This window comes from Tenacibaculum litoreum (genome assembly GCF_964513915.1).
GTDB classification, from domain to species: Bacteria; Bacteroidota; Bacteroidia; order Flavobacteriales; family Flavobacteriaceae; genus Polaribacter; species Polaribacter litoreum.
Genome location: NZ_CAZEQS010000004.1, coordinates 266445 through 282500, shown reverse-complemented (window position 1 = coordinate 282500; position 16056 = coordinate 266445). Strand labels below are relative to the sequence as shown.

Genomic DNA, 16056 nt, shown 5'->3' with positions numbered 1-16056 from the left:
CTGATTGGATGCGGGGGCTTCACCGCCTACCAATTCCTGACAAACTCCGAATGCTATAAAATGTTTCTCAGCAGTGAGGGCATGGGTGCTAAGGTCCATGTCCGAGAGGGAAAGAACCCAGACCATCAGCTAAGGTCCCCAAATATATGTTAAGTTGAAAAAACGAGGTTTGACTGCCCAGACAGCTAGGATGTTGGCTTGGAAGCAGCCATTCATTTAAAGAGTGCGTAACAGCTCACTAGTCGAGCGGTCGAGCATGGATAATAATCGGGCATAAACATATTACCGAAGCTATGGACTTATTAAAGTGGTAGGGGAGCATTCTATATGTGCTGAAGGTGTGCTGTGAGGCATGCTGGAACGTATAGAAAAGAAAATGTAGGCATAAGTAACGATAAAGGGGGCGAGAAACCCCCTCACCGAAAGACTAAGGTTTCCTCAGCGATGCTAATCAGCTGAGGGTTAGTCGGGACCTAAGGCGAATCCGAAGGGAGTAGTCGATGGACAACAGGTTAATATTCCTGTACTTCTTATAATTGCGATGGGGTGACGGAGTAGTGAAAGCACCGCGAACTGACGGAATAGTTCGTTGAAACATTTAGGTATTAGACTGGTAGGCAAATCCGCCGGTTTAGCTGAAGTGTGATAGTACCACAAGTCTTCGGATGCGTGGATAGTGTGCCTAAAAACTTCCAAGAAAAACCTCTAAGCTTCAGATTATAAGAACCCGTACCGTAAACCGACACAGGTAGTTGGGATGAGAATTCTAAGGTGCTCGAGAGATTCATGGCTAAGGAACTAGGCAAAATAGACTCGTAACTTCGGGAGAAGAGTCGCCCTACTCCGGTAGGGCCGCAGTGAAAAGATCCAGGCGACTGTTTATCAAAAACACAGGGCTTTGCTAAATTGAAAGATGATGTATAAGGCCTGACACCTGCCCGGTGCTGGAAGGTTAAGTGGAGTTGTTAGCTTCGGCGAAGCAATCAAATGAAGCCCCAGTAAACGGCGGCCGTAACTATAACGGTCCTAAGGTAGCGAAATTCCTTGTCGGGTAAGTTCCGACCTGCACGAATGGTGCAACGATCTGGATACTGTCTCAGCCATGAGCTCGGTGAAATTGTAGTATCGGTGAAGATGCCGATTACCCGCAGCGGGACGAAAAGACCCCGTGAACCTTTACTATAGCTTCGTATTGACTTTGGATAAGTAATGTGTAGGATAGGTGGGAGACTTTGAAGCAGCGTCGCTAGGCGTTGTGGAGTCATCCTTGAAATACCACCCTTTGCTTATCTAGAGCCTAACTCAGCAATGAGAACAGTGCGTGGTGGGTAGTTTGACTGGGGTGGTCGCCTCCAAAAGAGTAACGGAGGCTTCTAAAGGTTCCCTCAGCACGCTTGGTAACCGTGCGTAGAGTGCAATGGCATAAGGGAGCTTGACTGAGAGACATACAGGTCGATCAGGTACGAAAGTAGAGCATAGTGATCCGGTGGTTCCGCATGGAAGGGCCATCGCTCAAAGGATAAAAGGTACTCCGGGGATAACAGGCTGATCTCCCCCAAGAGCTCACATCGACGGGGGGGTTTGGCACCTCGATGTCGGCTCGTCACATCCTGGGGCTGGAGAAGGTCCCAAGGGTTGGGCTGTTCGCCCATTAAAGTGGCACGCGAGCTGGGTTCAGAACGTCGTGAGACAGTTCGGTCTCTATCTGCTGTGGGCGTTAGAAATTTGAGTGGATCTGACTTTAGTACGAGAGGACCGAGTTGGACTGACCTCTAGTGTATCTGTTGTCTCGCCAGGGGCACTGCAGAGTAGCTACGTCGGGAAGGGATAAGCGCTGAAAGCATATAAGCGCGAAACCCACCACAAGATGAGATTTCTTTAAAGGGTCGTGGAAGATCACCACGTTGATAGGCTATAAGTGTAAGTGCAGTAATGTATGTAGCTGAGTAGTACTAATAACCCATAGGCTTATGTACGTATCCCGGTCCTAGTGGCCGGGAGCAAACTCTTTGATAATTTATGATATGATTTTACTAATATGTTAACTTATACAGTTGAAATATACTGAAACGATTTAAGGTGATTATCGCAATGGGGCTCACCTCTTACCATTCCGAACAGAGAAGTTAAGCCCATTAGCGCCGATGGTACTGCCACTGGTGGGAGAGTAGGTCGTTGCCTTTCTTTTAAACCTCAATCTTTTATTAGATTGAGGTTTTTTTTATACCTAAATTTTGAGGTTTTCTGTATCTCGTAGTTTTTAATCCTTTGCCCGTTATTTTTATAATTTTAAAAGAAGTAATTTTGCCTTAAAAGCAAGAATATGAATAAATCAATTTATATAGCGGCAAGTGATGCCAACTCAGGGAAATCTATGTTGAGTTTGGGATTGATGCAGCTATTACTTCGTAAAAAACCTAAAGTGGGTTATTTTAGACCTATAATAGACAATCCAATAGGAAATAAGAAGGATAATCATATAAATACAGTTCTTAATTATTTTAATTTAAAAAGTAGCTATGAAGATTGTCATGCTTTTACCAGGTCAGAATTAATTAGAATGTTGAATGATGACGAAGAAGATGAAGTAATTAACAAAATCATTGAAAAGTATAAGAAACTAGAAGAGGAAAATGATTTTGTAATTATAGAAGGAACTGATTTTTCTGATCATGGAGCTGTTATAGAGATGGATTTGAATGTTCTTATAGCGAAGAATATTGGATCGCCTGTAATTATCGTTTCAGGAGGAGTAAATAAATCACTTGAGGACTTTATACAAAGCTTACGATTAACCTATGATTCTTTTATAAATAAAGATGTACAGGTCATTGCAGTTGTGGCAAACAAAGTCCAAGAAAAAAACATTCCAATTATAGTAGAAGAAGTTGGTGCTAACTTACCTAAATCAGTTTCTATTAATGCTATTCCAATAGATCAAAAATTAAATAATCCAACGATTAAGGAGTTTTTAATGGAGATTGAAGGAAAAGTTTTATTTGGAGAAGAGTTTCTAAATAATACAACTGGTGATATTAAAGTTGGGGCAATGCAATTATCACATTTTTTACATCATTTGACTGATGATAGTGTTGTAGTAACTCCAGCAGACAGATCAGATATTTTGCTAGGAACGTTACAAGCTAATATTTCTAGTAATTACCCATCTATATCGGGGATTATTCTTACTGGTGGAATGGAATTAAATTCTTCTATTATTAAATTAATAGAAGGGTTGGAAAAGATAGTACCTATTCTCTGGGTAAAGGATGGAACATTTAGTATTGCATCAAGATTAGGTGCCGTTCGTTCTCACATTTATGCTGAGAATATTAGTAAGATAAAAATGTCTATCAATATGTTTGAGAAGCATGTTGATGTTGCAAGTTTGAATGAAAAATTGGTTAGTTATAAAGGTTCAGAAGCGTTAACTCCAAGAATGTTTCAATATAACTTATTAAAAAAAGCTAAAGAAGTACACAAACACATTGTATTACCAGAAGGAAACGATGATAGGATTTTGATAGCTGCTTCTCAACTACAAAAAACAGGTGTTGTTAAGTTAACAATATTAGGAAAAAGAGTAAATGTAGAAGCTTCGGTAAAACGATTAAACATTCCTTTTGATTTTGATAAAACAGAGATTATCAATCCAATAGAATCTGAATACTTTGCAGAATTTTCCAACACGTTATATGAATTGAGAAAACACAAAGGATTAAGCCCTGCGATGGCGGAAGACTTGATGGCAGATGTTTCTTATTTCGGAACTATGATGGTATACAAAGGGTTAGCTGACGGAATGGTTTCTGGAGCAGCACATACTACTCAACATACTATAAAACCAGCTTTACAGTTTGTAAAAACGAAACCAGGATTTTCAGTAGTTTCATCAATTTTCTTCATGTGTTTAGAGGATAGAGTTTCTGTATTTGGAGATTGTGCTATTAATCCGAACCCGACAGCAGAAGAATTAGCAGAAATTGCAATTTCATCAGCAGATTCTAGTATTGCTTTTGGTATAGATCCTAAAATAGCTATGTTATCATATTCATCAGGTACTTCAGGAAAGGGAGAAGATGTAGATACTGTTAGAAGAGCTACTGAAATTGTGAAGGAAAAGCGTCCAGATTTAAAAGTAGAGGGACCAATTCAATATGACGCAGCGGTTGATCCTTCCGTAGGAAAAAAGAAATTACCAAATTCAGAAGTTGCAGGTCAAGCAAATGTGTTAATTTTCCCTGATTTAAATACCGGAAATAATACTTATAAAGCTGTACAGCGTGAAACAGGAGCTTTGGCAATCGGACCAATGCTACAAGGGTTGAACAAACCTGTAAATGATTTAAGTAGAGGTTGTACTGTTGATGATATTTTTAACACCGTAATTTTAACTGCAATTCAAGCGCAAGAATAGCTTGCTTATTAATATAAAAACATGAAAGTTTTAGTAATAAATTCAGGAAGTTCCTCAATAAAATATCAATTGTTTGAAATGCCTCAGAAAGAGGTACTTTGTTCAGGATTGATAGAAAGAATTGGTTTAGAAATAGGAAAAGTTCACTATAGATCTAACGATAATAAAGTAGAAGAAGAGGTAGTAATTGCAAATCATAAATCTGGTTTAGAAAGAGTAGTTGATTTATTGTTAGATAAAGATGTGGGTATAATTTCCTCTACTGATGAAATTAAAGTTGTTGGACATCGAGTAGTTCATGGAGGAAGTACATTTACAAAAACAGCTATAGTCACTGAAGAGGTTAAAAAGAAAATAGAATCGTTATTTTCATTAGCTCCGCTACATAACCCAGCAAATTTGGAGGGAATTACAGTTTCTGAATCTATTTTTAAAAATGCACAACAAGTAGCCGTTTTTGACACAGCATTTCATCAAACGATACCTGTTGTAGCTTATAAATATGCGATTCCTAATAAATTCTTAGATGAACATAGAATTCGTTTATATGGTTTTCATGGAACTAGTCATAAATATGTGTCAGAAAAAGCTAACGAATATCTTCAGAAAGAACATTCAAAAATTATTACAATTCATTTAGGTAACGGATGTAGTGTTACTGCGGTTGAAAATGGAAAGAGTATTGATCACAGTTTAGGGTTTGGTCCTGTTACGGGTTTAATTATGGGGACGCGTTCTGGAGATATTGATCATTCTTTGATTTTCTATTTGATAAACAACTTAGGGTATGATGCGGATTATATAAACGACATGTTACAAAAAGAAAGCGGAATGTTAGGTTTAACTGGTTTTAGTGATTTACGAGATATCGAAGCAGCGGCAGCAAAAGGAGATAAAAATTGTCAGTTAGCTTTAGATATGAATGCTTATAGAATAAAAAAATATATAGGGTCATATGTTGCTGCAATGAATGGTTTGGATGCAATTGTATTTACAGCGGGTATTGGTGAAAATTCTGATGTGATTAGAAGATTAGTTTGTAAAGATATGGAGTATTTAGGAATCGAATTGGATACTGAAAAGAATGCTATTCGAGCTAAACAGTTCACTGAAATACATAAAGAGACTTCCAAAGTTAAAGTGTTGGTAATTCCAACAAATGAAGAGTTGGAAATAGCAAAACAATCATACGAGTTATTATAGTATGAATTATAAGTATGCTTATTTAGTACAGTTTCAATATTTAGGATTTCGTTTACACGGTTGGCAAAAACAACCCAATTTAAAAACAGTTCACTTTTTTGTTGATAAGACACTAAAATTTGTTTGTAAAGGAATTCGATGTAAGTCGGTAGGGGTTGGGAGAACGGATGCAAAAGTTTCATCGACTGACTATTATTTTCAGTTGTTTATTGATGAAATATTAGATGAACCTTTTTTTGTTGAAGACTTTAATCGCAATTCACCTTCTGATATTCGAGTGTTAGCTGTAGAGCAACTTCATAATGAAGAGTTCAATATTATTCAACATCCAAAAATTAAAGAGTATCACTATTACTTTTCTTTTGGAGAGAAAAATCATCCCTATTGCGCTCCTTTTTTAACAGGATATTTAGATGAGCTAAATGTAGAATCGATGAAAGAAGGTGCCCGACTGTTTGAAGGTTTTCATAATTTTAAACATTATTGCACCAAGCCGTCAGCAGAAACCAAAGTTGAACGTATGATTGATGTATGTAAGATTGAAGAAAATACTGAGTTGTCAGCTTCTTTTTTTCCAGAGAAAAGCTACGTTTTAATTATTAGAGGAAGTGGTTTTTTACGTAATCAAATCCGTTTAATTATGGGAGCCTTGGCTGAATTAGGTAAAGGGAATTATGATTTGGAATTTATCAAAAAAAGTTTAAGACCTGAAAATAGTGATATAGATTTTATGAAAACCATCGCACCAGCTTCTGGACTACATCTGCATAAAGTAGAATTTAAAAAATAAAGCTTGTCAATTGACAAGCTTTATTTTTATGATATATGTTTAATTAGAATTAATCTCTAATTAAACTTCTTGAGATTACAATTTTCTGAATTTCTGAAGTTCCTTCATAAATTTGAGTAATTTTAGCATCACGCATTAAACGTTCAACATGGTATTCTTTTACAAAACCATTACCTCCGTGAATTTGAACTGCTTCAACAGTTTGTTCCATAGCTACTTTAGAAGCGTATAATTTAGCCATAGCACCTTCGCGATCGTAGTTTTCACCAGCATCTTTCTTGCAAGCAGCAGCCATTACTAAGTAACGAGCAGCAGCAATTTCTGTATACATATCAGCTAATTTGAATGCGATAGCTTGGTGATTGCAGATTTCAGTACCGAAAGCTTTACGCTCTTTAGAGTATTTTAATGCTAACTCATATGCTCCAGCAGCAATACCTAATGCTTGAGCAGCAATACCGATACGTCCGCCAGATAAAGTTTTCATTGCGAATTTGAATCCGAATCCATCTTCACCAATGCGGTTTTCTTTAGGAACTTTTACATCGTTAAACTGCAACGTGTGAGTATCAGAACCACGGATTCCTAGTTTATCTTCTTTTGGTCCAACGTGGAAACCTTCCATACCTTTTTCAACAATAAAAGCATTGATTCCTCTATGACCTTTAGCTCTATCAGTTTGTGCAATAACTAAATAGGTGTCAGCACGTCCACCGTTAGTAATCCAGTTTTTAGTACCATTCAATAAATAGTAATCTCCTTTGTCTATAGCAGTAGTTGCTTGTGAAGTAGCATCAGAACCAGCTTCAGGTTCACTTAAACAAAAAGCTCCTATTTGCTCACCAGTAGCTAATTTTGTTAAGTATTTTTGTTTTTGTTCTTCAGTACCATAAGCTTCTAAACCATAACATACTAATGAATTGTTTACAGAAACCATTACTGAAGCAGAAGCATCAATTTTAGATAGCTCTTCCATAATTAATACGTAAGAAACAGCATCCATCCCGCTTCCTCCGTATTTAGGATCTACCATTACTCCCATAAACCCTAACTCACCCATTTTGCGAACTAGTTCATTAGGAAACTCTTGTTTTTCATCTCTTTCTATAACTCCTGGCAATAATTCGGTTTGAGCAAAATCACGTGCAGCATCACGAATCATTAAATGCTCTTCTGTAAGATTAAAATCCATTATCTATTTTATATTTTGTTAAATTCGTAAAAAATGTGCTCAAAGATACTTTTTTAATAGCAATTTTTCAATAGACTTACTATTTTTACTTTATGCGAGACAACTATATTTATTGTATTGGATTAATGTCTGGAACTTCTTTAGATGGAATAGATTTGGCATATATAAAAATGCATGAAAACTTATACGGAGATTTTAAAATTATACAAGCAGACACGGTATCATATTCTAATGAATGGAAAAATAAACTGCAAGAGGCTATAAATTATGATAAGAAAGATTTACAAATTTTAGATGTTGATTATGGTAAATTTCTAGGAAAGACATTAAATGATTTTATAAGAGAACACCGTATTTCTAAATTAGATTTCATAGCTTCTCACGGACACACTATCTTACATCAGCCAGAAGTAGGAATAACGTTACAAATAGGCAATGGTCAAGAAATATCGAATATAACCAAGAAAGAAGTTGTTTGTGATTTTAGAACTCAAGATGTAGCGTTAGGAGGACAAGGAGCTCCTTTAGTACCTATTGGAGATAGACTATTATTTGCTGATTACGATTACTGTTTAAACTTAGGAGGTTTTGCTAACATTTCTTATGAAGAAAATAAACGAAGAATAGCTTTTGATATCTGCCCTGTAAATATTGTACTAAATTATTATACACGTAAAATAGGTTTAGAATATGATAATGAAGGAAAAATAGCTTCAGAGGGAAAAATTAATGTTGAATTATTAAGGAGATTGAATGAGCTTTCTTTTTATCAAGATATCCCTCCTAAATCGTTGGGACTGGAATGGGTACACGAGAATATATTTCCTTTAATAAATCAATATGAGGTAGATATTCATACTGTTTTGAGAACTTTTGTAGAACATGTAGCGATGCAAATAGGTAATGTTGTTAAAAAAGAGGCTACTATTTTAGTAACAGGAGGAGGAGCGTTCAATACGTTTTTAATGAAGAGAATAGAGTTTTTTGCACAGACAAAAATTAAGCAAGCAAGTACAGAACTTATTGATTACAAAGAAGCTTTGATTTTTGCGTTGTTAGGAGTGTTAAAGGTCCAAAACAAAATAAACTGTTTACAATCAGTTACTGGGGCAAAGAAGGATCATTCTTCAGGCAAAAACTTTTATCCGCAGAAATAATTTAAAGTATTTGAGTAATGTTGTTTTTTATGATAAATTTGTTCGGTAACAACTACACATTAAAACCTATATTATAATGAATCAACTTTAGCTTCCCCACAGGGGAATAATTACAACGAATTTTTTGAATATGAAAAAGAAACAGGTAAAGTTGAAAATCATCTATTATAACATTAAACAATGAAAGAATTATTAAAGCAATACGAAGAAAAGCAACCGGAAATAGTATTTAATTGGAAAGACCCTGAAACAGAAGCAGAAGGTTGGACAGTTATTAATTCATTAAGAGGAGGTGCTGCTGGTGGTGGTACACGTATGCGTAAAGGATTAGATAAATACGAAGTAATGTCACTTGCTAAAACCATGGAAGTGAAATTTACTGTATCGGGTCCAGCAATTGGAGGGGCAAAATCAGGAATTAATTTTGATCCGCAAGACCCTCGTAAAAAAGGAGTTTTAGAGCGTTGGTATAAAGCTGTTGCTCCATTATTAAAAAACTATTACGGAACAGGAGGAGACTTAAATGTTGATGAAATCCATGAAGTAATTCCGATTACAGAAGATAGTGGTGTTTGGCATCCGCAAGAAGGGGTTTTTAACGGACATTTTAAGCCTACTGAAGCTGATAAAATTAATCGTATTGGTCAGTTACGTCATGGAGTTATCAAGGTGTTAGAAGATGAAAACCTATCGCCAGATATTTCCAGAAAATATACAGTAGCTGATATGATTACAGGGTATGGTGTTGCTGAGGCAGTTCGTCATTACTATGATATTTATGGAGGAACAGTAGAAGGAAAGCGAGCAGTAGTACAAGGTTTTGGAAATGTAGGTTCAGCAGCAGCTTATTATTTAGCACAAATGGGAGCTAAAGTAGTAGGTATAATTGATCGTGTTGGTGGAGTTATTAAAGAAGAAGGGTTCTCTTTTGAAGAAATTCAAGAAATGTTCTTAAACAAAGATGGTAATACTTTAGTTTCTGAAAACATGATTCCTTTTGAAGAAATTAACGAACGTATTTGGGACTTGCCATGTGAAATTTTTGCACCATGTGCAGCTTCAAGGCTAGTTACTCAAGACCAAATTAATAGCATGATAAACTCAGGGTTAGAAGTTATCTCATGTGGAGCAAATGTTCCGTTTGCAGATAAAGAAATTTTCTTTGGATCTATTATGGAAGATACTGATAAAAAAGTGAGTTTGATTCCAGACTTTATTTCAAACTGTGGTATGGCAAGAGTATTTGCATACTTTATGGAGCGTAGAGTAGAAATGACAGATCAAGCTATTTTTGAAGATACTTCAAATACTATTAAAAAAGCGTTACAAAGAGCACATGCTAAAAGTGCAGCAAAAACTCAAATAAGTGAAACAGCTTTTGAAATAGCATTAAAAGAACTAGTGTAAAATTATTAGTCTTTATGATTACAAAAATGCTGTTTTTGAGTAATCAAGTATAATAAAAGTAAAAGTCTTCCTTCATTCTTAAAAGTAAGGAAGACTTTTTATATCAAACAATTTTAAACAAAACAAATCGTTAGTTAAATAGCGAAAACATAATATAAATCCTAATTTAGTATTCATGCTATTATTTCAAGAAACTCAGGAGTTGGTAGAGGAAGTACCTCAAGAAAAAACTTTATCAATCTATAATTTAATTATGGATGGAGGTGTAGGCGGTCAAATCATTATCGCTTTGTTATTCGTGTTATTAGCCGTAGCTCTTTATATTTATTTTGAACGTTTTTTTGCTATTAAAGAAGCATCAAAAGTTGATGTTAATTTTATGGATCAAATTAGAGATCATGTAACCAATGGAAGAATAGATAGTGCTAAATCACTTTGTGATAATACAGTAACACCAACAGCCAGATTAATAGGAAAAGGAATTTCTAGAATAGGAAAACCTCTTGAAGATATTAATACAGCAATAGAAAATGCAGGAAAACTAGAGGTTTATAAGCTAGAAAGAAATGTATCAGTATTGGCAACAATAGCAGGAGCTGCTCCAATGATAGGTTTTTTAGGGACTGTAATTGGAATGATTGTTGCGATTCATGAAATAGCAAACTCAGGAGGACAAATAGATATTAAAATGTTATCGGATGGTTTGTATACAGCTATGACAACTACAGTTGCGGGATTAATTGTAGGGATTATTGCATATATAGCTTACAATCATTTAGTAGTTCGTACTGATAAGGTTGTTTATCAAATGGAAGCAAAATCTGTAGAGTTTTTAGATTTATTAAACGAACCAGTATAATGAATTTACGAGGAAGAAATAAAGTCAATCCAAATTTCAATATGTCATCAATGACTGATATTGTTTTTTTGTTATTGATATTTTTTATGTTAACATCTACACTTGTTACGGTAAGTGCCATTGATGTACTGTTACCAAAAGCTGGAGGTAAAACCGAAAATAATACATCAATAGCAGTAACCATAACAAATGATGCGTCATTTTATATAGATAAAACAAAAGTTAGTAACGTAAATTTAGAAAGAGAGTTGTTAACTAAAGTAGGTGTAGACAAAAAGAAGACAGTGGTTATTCGAGGTGATCAAAATGTGCAGTATAAAAATGTAATGCAGGTTATTGATATTGCGAATAGAAACAAGTTAAAAATGATTTTGGCCGTTAAAGGCAAATAAATGAAAGTTTTAGATACACAACATAAACGTAGATCGGCTGTTATTACAGCAATTATTCTGATATTATTCATTATTGGGATATTCAATTACGGAATGAAATATCTCGATCCACCTATTGAATATGGTCTAGCGATTAATTTTGGTACTTCTGAAGTAGGAAGTGGGGAGCCTGTTGAAAAAACAAAAGCGCAAGAAACTTCACAACAAGAAGAAGTTGTTGAAGAACAAATAGAAGAAACACCAGAGGAGACAATAAAAGAAGAAATTATTACAAATGATACGGCTGAAGAAGTTCCAGTGGTTGAAAAAAAAGTTGAAAAGAAAGAAGCTGTAAAAGAAACTCCGAAAGAAGAAAAACCAAAAGAAAAACCGAAGCCTAAACCATCAAAAGAAACAACAGATGCGTTAAATAGTTTATTAAACGGAACTTCAAAAGATGGTGCAAATACAGGAGAAGGAGATGATAAACAATCAGGTGTAAAAGGAAATGAAAAAGGAGACCCTAATTCAGATAAATATTATGGAAATTCTGGAAGTGGTTCAGGAGGTAATTATAACCTAGCAGGAAGAAAAGCTTTGTCAAAACCTATTCAAAAACCAGATTGTCAAGAGGAAGGCACAGTGGTGGTAATTATTGAAGTAAATCAAAGTGGGCAAGTAACCAAAGCAACTCCTGGAGCTAAAGGAACTACGAATTCAGCATCATGTTTATACGATGCAGCAAAAAAAGCAGCTTTAAAAACAAAATGGAATGCAGACGGAAACGCACCATCAAAACAACGAGGAACAATTATCTACAAGTTTTCTCTTTCAAAGTAAATACACCTATTTTTTACACTAAGATATAAAGATGACTTATCAACAAGTATTAGATTGGATGTTTGCCCAGTTACCAATGTATCAACGTCAAGGACAAACAGCATTTAAAAAAGATCTAACCAATATCATTGCATTATGTGATGAGCTAGATAATCCACAAAAAAAGTTTAAAACCATTCATGTTGGAGGAACTAATGGTAAGGGGTCTACTAGTCATATGATTGCCTCGATATTACAAGAAGCAGGTTATAAAGTAGGATTGTATACCTCACCTCATTTAAAAAACTTTACTGAACGAATTCGAATCAATGGAGAAGAGATAACAAAAGAGTCGGTAGTTACATTTATAGAAAAGAATAAGGTTTTTCTAGAGGAACAAGGTTTATCTTTTTTTGAAATGACTGTAGGGATGGCGTTAGAAGAATTTGCGAACCAAAAAGTAGATATTGCTATCATTGAAGTCGGTTTGGGAGGAAGATTAGATTCGACAAATATTATTATGCCAGAAGTTTCTGTAATTACTAATATAGGATTAGATCATACACAGTTTTTAGGAGAAACATTACCTGAAATAGCATTTGAAAAAGCTGGAATAATTAAAAAGAATATTTCAGTTGTCATAGGCGAACGTCAAAAAGAAACGGAAAAAGTTTTTATTACTAAAGCGGAAGAGTGTAATGCTCCAATTGTTTTTGCTTCTGATGAAGAAAAAAATTATAGAACTGATTTATTAGGAGACTATCAAAAAAACAATGTAACAACGGCGGTAATAGCTATTCAGCAATTAAAAGGATTTACAATTACTGAAGAAAATATTAAAAGGGGGGTGTTGAATGTGGTAAAAAACACCAATTTAAAAGGGCGTTGGCAGGTGTTGCAAGAATATCCCAAAGTGGTTTGTGATACAGCACATAATAAAGAGGGGCTATTTTATACATTGAAACAATTAAAAAAAGAAAATTATAAGCAATTACATATTGTTTTAGGGGTTGTTTCAGACAAGGATTTGAATGAAATTTTACCAATGTTTCCTGAAAAAGCAAAATATTACTTCTGTAAACCAAATATTCCTCGAGGGTTATCAGCAGAAGAATTACAAGAACAAGCAAAAGTGTTTGGTTTGAGAGGAGAAGTGTTTTGTTCTGTAAATGAGGCTTTTGAAAAATCAAGAGCACTTGCTTCTAAAGAAGATGTGATTTATGTAGGAGGGAGCACATTTGTAGTAGCAGAAATTTTATAGAAAAAAAATAAAAAAAGTTATTGTCAATCTCTAAAACTGTTATATATTTGCACCCGCAATTAACAAGTAAGGGCGCGTAGCTCAGTTGGTTCAGAGCACTTGGTTTACACCCAAGGGGTCAGGGGTTCGAATCCCTTCGCGCCCACAACTCTTACAGAAGTTTAATTGCAAACGGGCGCGTAGCTCAGTTGGTTCAGAGCACTTGGTTTACACCCAAGGGGTCAGGGGTTCGAATCCCTTCGCGCCCACTGTAAAGTCTCATCTTTTTAGATGAGACTTTTTTGTTTTATACTCTCTTGTTCATACTATTTTTTGTAGTTTTGTGAACTTGAAAAATCTTTAAAAGACTACGTAGTGGATAAGAAAATAGCAATAATTGGATTAGGGTATGTAGGATTGCCATTAGCGAGGTTATTTGCGACAAAGTATTCTGTGGTTGGTTTTGATATAAATAAAACAAGAGTACAAGAGCTTAATAAAAGCATTGATATTACTAAGGAAGTAGATTCAGAAGAGTTGTTATCTGTAATACAAAGTGAAAAAACAGAAGAGAAAGGTTTGTTTTGTACTTATGAGGTTGATGATATTAAAGATTGTACTGTTTTCATAGTAACAGTTCCTACACCTGTGGATAAAAACAATAGAGCTGTATTGACGCCGTTGATACATGCAAGTGAAACTGTAGGAAGGGTTTTAAAGAAGAATGATGTTGTTATATATGAGTCGACAGTGTATCCAGGAGTTACAGAAGAAGTGTGTGTTCCTGTGTTGATGGAGACTTCAGGTCTAGAGTTTAATAAAGATTTTTTTGCAGGGTATTCTCCAGAGAGAATTAATCCTGGAGATAAAAAGAATACCATTGAAAAGATTTTAAAAGTAACTTCTGGTTCAACTCCCAAAGTAGCTAAGTTTGTTGATGATTTATATGGTTCGGTTGTTATAGCAGGTACTCATTTAGTTTCTAGTATAAAAGTAGCGGAAGCTTCAAAGGTAATTGAAAACTCTCAGAGAGATATCAATATTGCTTTTATGAATGAATTAGCAAAGATTTTTGGTTTTATGAATATTGATACTCAGGAAGTTCTAGAAGCTGCTGGAACCAAATGGAACTTTTTACCATTTAAACCAGGGTTAGTAGGGGGGCATTGTATAGGAGTAGATCCATATTATCTAGTGCAGAGAGCTGAAGAATTAGGGTACCACCCTGGGATTATTTTAGCAGGAAGAAGGATGAATGACGGGATGGGCGAGTATGTAGCTTCCCAAGTGATTAAATTAATGATAAGTCATGATATCAAAATAAAAAGTGCCGATGTCTTAGTTTTAGGTATTACGTTTAAAGAAAATTGCCCAGATGTTCGTAATACTAAAGTGGTAGATGTGGTCCGTTCGCTAAAAGAGTATGGAGCAAAAGTGACAGTTTATGATCCTTGGGCAAATGTTGATGAAGTTCAAAAAGAATATGGATTACAATCAATAAATGAATTACCAAGGAAAAAGTATGACGCTATTGTATTAACAGTAGCGCATGATGAATATAAAAAGTTAGATGTTATTTCTTTAAAGAAAAAGGAGGCTGTGGTGTATGATGTTAAAGGGATATTGTCAAAAAAAGTAGTAGATAAAAGTTTATAGTGAAGAATTTTGCACTCATAGGGGCAGCTGGTTATATTGCTCCACGCCACTTAAAAGCCATCAAAGATACTAGTAATATGTTGATTGCTGCATTAGATAAAAATGATAGTGTAGGAATTATAGATAGTTATTTTCCTCAAGCAGATTTTTTTGTGGAATTTGAACGTTTTGATCGACATATTGAAAAGTTAAAACGACAACAGAATATTCAGTTGGATTATGTAAGTATTTGTACGCCGAATTATTTACACGATTCACATATACGTATGGCATTACGTAGAGGTGCAGATGCCATTTGTGAAAAACCTTTGGTGTTAAACCCTTGGAATGTAGATGCCTTAGAAGCGATTGAAAAAGAAACGGGTAATAAAATAAATACGATACTTCAGTTACGATTACATCCTAGTATTATAGCATTAAAAAATAAAATTGAAAGAGAGAAAAAGGAAGAAAAGTACGATGTAGACCTAACTTATATAACCTCAAGAGGAAATTGGTATGATATTTCTTGGAAAGGGGACGAAAGTAAGTCAGGAGGGATTGCAACAAACATTGGAGTTCACTTTTTTGATATGCTCTCATTGATTTTTGGAAATATACAAGAGAATAAAGTACATCTCAGAGAAAAACATAAAGCTTCTGGTTATTTAGAATTTGAAAAAGCACGTGTGCGTTGGTTTTTATCAATTGATGAAACCACCTTGCCAAAGCAAATTCGAGAAAAGGGGCAGCGCACCTATCGTTCTATAACTGTGAACGGAGAAGAAATTGAATTTAGTTCAGGTTTTACAGATCTTCATACTACAAGCTATCAAGAGATATTAAAGGGTAATGGTTTTGGTTTACGAGAAGCAAGACAATCAATTGAAATAGTACATGATATTCGTAATTCTAAATTAATAAATACTGGAGAGAAGCATTATCTTTTGTAATATATATATTTGT

12 protein-coding genes, 2 tRNA genes and 2 rRNA genes (1 of these 16 cut by a window edge) are annotated in these 16056 nt (G+C 34.9%); 15 read left to right on the top strand and 1 reads right to left on the bottom strand.

Annotated features, from left to right (window positions below):
- The 5 genes from ACKTTR_RS12800 to ACKTTR_RS12780 all read left to right on the top strand — a co-directional run.
- A 23S ribosomal RNA gene (locus ACKTTR_RS12800) occupies positions 1-1976 on the top strand (it extends 896 nt beyond the left edge of the window).
- Between the two features lie 99 nt (positions 1977-2075).
- Positions 2076-2184: ribosomal RNA gene (gene rrf / locus ACKTTR_RS12795) — 5S ribosomal RNA — on the top strand.
- Positions 2185-2323: 139 nt separating this feature from the next.
- Positions 2324-4417 carry a phosphate acetyltransferase gene (gene pta, locus ACKTTR_RS12790; protein WP_408028215.1) on the top strand — a complete coding sequence of 698 codons (2094 nt, stop codon included), beginning with the start codon at positions 2324-2326 and terminating at the stop codon, positions 4415-4417.
- A 21-nt stretch (positions 4418-4438) separates the two neighbouring features.
- Positions 4439-5620, top strand: coding sequence for an acetate/propionate family kinase (locus ACKTTR_RS12785; protein WP_408028214.1), 1182 nt, complete (start codon positions 4439-4441; stop codon positions 5618-5620).
- A 1-nt stretch (position 5621) separates the two neighbouring features.
- On the top strand, positions 5622-6410 hold the full coding sequence (locus ACKTTR_RS12780; protein ID WP_408028213.1) for a tRNA pseudouridine synthase A: 789 nt from the start codon (positions 5622-5624) through the stop codon (positions 6408-6410).
- A gap of 49 nt (positions 6411-6459) precedes the next feature.
- Here the strand turns inward: ACKTTR_RS12780 and ACKTTR_RS12775 are convergent, their stop codons facing one another.
- Positions 6460-7602: an acyl-CoA dehydrogenase gene (locus ACKTTR_RS12775; protein ID WP_408028212.1), complete on the bottom strand. Its 1143-nt coding sequence runs from the start codon at positions 7600-7602 to the stop codon at positions 6460-6462.
- Positions 7603-7694: 92 nt separating this feature from the next.
- Between ACKTTR_RS12775 and ACKTTR_RS12770 the strand changes: the two genes are divergently transcribed.
- The 10 genes from ACKTTR_RS12770 (at position 7695) to ACKTTR_RS12725 (ending at position 16043) form a co-directional block, all read left to right on the top strand.
- Positions 7695-8759, top strand: a complete 1065-nt coding sequence (locus ACKTTR_RS12770; protein ID WP_408028211.1) for an anhydro-N-acetylmuramic acid kinase — start codon at positions 7695-7697, stop codon at positions 8757-8759.
- Positions 8760-8939: 180 nt separating this feature from the next.
- Positions 8940-10166 carry a Glu/Leu/Phe/Val dehydrogenase dimerization domain-containing protein gene (locus tag ACKTTR_RS12765; protein ID WP_408028210.1) on the top strand — a complete coding sequence of 409 codons (1227 nt, stop codon included), beginning with the start codon at positions 8940-8942 and terminating at the stop codon, positions 10164-10166.
- Positions 10167-10341: 175 nt separating this feature from the next.
- Positions 10342-11025 (top strand): MotA/TolQ/ExbB proton channel family protein, encoded by a 684-nt coding sequence (locus ACKTTR_RS12760; RefSeq protein WP_047790255.1) that lies wholly within the window; start codon positions 10342-10344, stop codon positions 11023-11025.
- Positions 11025-11417, top strand: coding sequence for an ExbD/TolR family protein (locus ACKTTR_RS12755; RefSeq protein ID WP_408028209.1), 393 nt, complete (start codon positions 11025-11027; stop codon positions 11415-11417). Before ACKTTR_RS12760 ends, ACKTTR_RS12755 begins: the two co-directional genes overlap by 1 nt.
- Positions 11418-12236 (top strand): energy transducer TonB, encoded by an 819-nt coding sequence (locus ACKTTR_RS12750; RefSeq protein WP_408028208.1) that lies wholly within the window; start codon positions 11418-11420, stop codon positions 12234-12236.
- Between the two features lie 31 nt (positions 12237-12267).
- A complete protein-coding gene (locus tag ACKTTR_RS12745; protein WP_408028207.1) occupies positions 12268-13476 on the top strand; it encodes a bifunctional folylpolyglutamate synthase/dihydrofolate synthase in 1209 nt (402 codons plus the stop codon).
- Between the two features lie 70 nt (positions 13477-13546).
- Positions 13547-13621: transfer RNA gene (locus tag ACKTTR_RS12740), tRNA-Val, on the top strand.
- Positions 13622-13649: 28 nt separating this feature from the next.
- Positions 13650-13724: transfer RNA gene (locus ACKTTR_RS12735), tRNA-Val, on the top strand.
- Positions 13725-13830: 106 nt separating this feature from the next.
- The gene (locus ACKTTR_RS12730) at positions 13831-15111 is read left to right on the top strand and encodes a nucleotide sugar dehydrogenase (protein ID WP_408028206.1); all 1281 of its coding nucleotides are present in this window, start codon (positions 13831-13833) and stop codon (positions 15109-15111) included.
- Positions 15111-16043 (top strand): Gfo/Idh/MocA family oxidoreductase, encoded by a 933-nt coding sequence (locus ACKTTR_RS12725; protein WP_408028205.1) that lies wholly within the window; start codon positions 15111-15113, stop codon positions 16041-16043. Before ACKTTR_RS12730 ends, ACKTTR_RS12725 begins: the two co-directional genes overlap by 1 nt.
- The last annotated feature ends 13 nt before the right edge of the window (positions 16044-16056 follow it).

Excerpts from the sequence above, each read along its gene's own strand:
- ACKTTR_RS12775 (WP_408028212.1), bottom strand. The coding sequence starts at position 7,602 with ATGGATTTTAATCTTACAGAAGAGCATTTAATGATTCGTGATGCTGCA.
- ACKTTR_RS12750 (WP_408028208.1), top strand. The coding sequence starts at position 11,418 with ATGAAAGTTTTAGATACACAACATAAACGTAGATCGGCTGTTATTACA.
- ACKTTR_RS12770 (WP_408028211.1), top strand. The coding sequence starts at position 7,695 with ATGCGAGACAACTATATTTATTGTATTGGATTAATGTCTGGAACTTCT.
- ACKTTR_RS12755 (WP_408028209.1), top strand. The coding sequence starts at position 11,025 with ATGAATTTACGAGGAAGAAATAAAGTCAATCCAAATTTCAATATGTCA.
- ACKTTR_RS12760 (WP_047790255.1), top strand. The coding sequence starts at position 10,342 with ATGCTATTATTTCAAGAAACTCAGGAGTTGGTAGAGGAAGTACCTCAA.
- pta (WP_408028215.1), top strand. The coding sequence starts at position 2,324 with ATGAATAAATCAATTTATATAGCGGCAAGTGATGCCAACTCAGGGAAA.
- ACKTTR_RS12745 (WP_408028207.1), top strand. The coding sequence starts at position 12,268 with ATGACTTATCAACAAGTATTAGATTGGATGTTTGCCCAGTTACCAATG.
- ACKTTR_RS12785 (WP_408028214.1), top strand. The coding sequence starts at position 4,439 with ATGAAAGTTTTAGTAATAAATTCAGGAAGTTCCTCAATAAAATATCAA.
- ACKTTR_RS12780 (WP_408028213.1), top strand. The coding sequence starts at position 5,622 with ATGAATTATAAGTATGCTTATTTAGTACAGTTTCAATATTTAGGATTT.
- ACKTTR_RS12765 (WP_408028210.1), top strand. The coding sequence starts at position 8,940 with ATGAAAGAATTATTAAAGCAATACGAAGAAAAGCAACCGGAAATAGTA.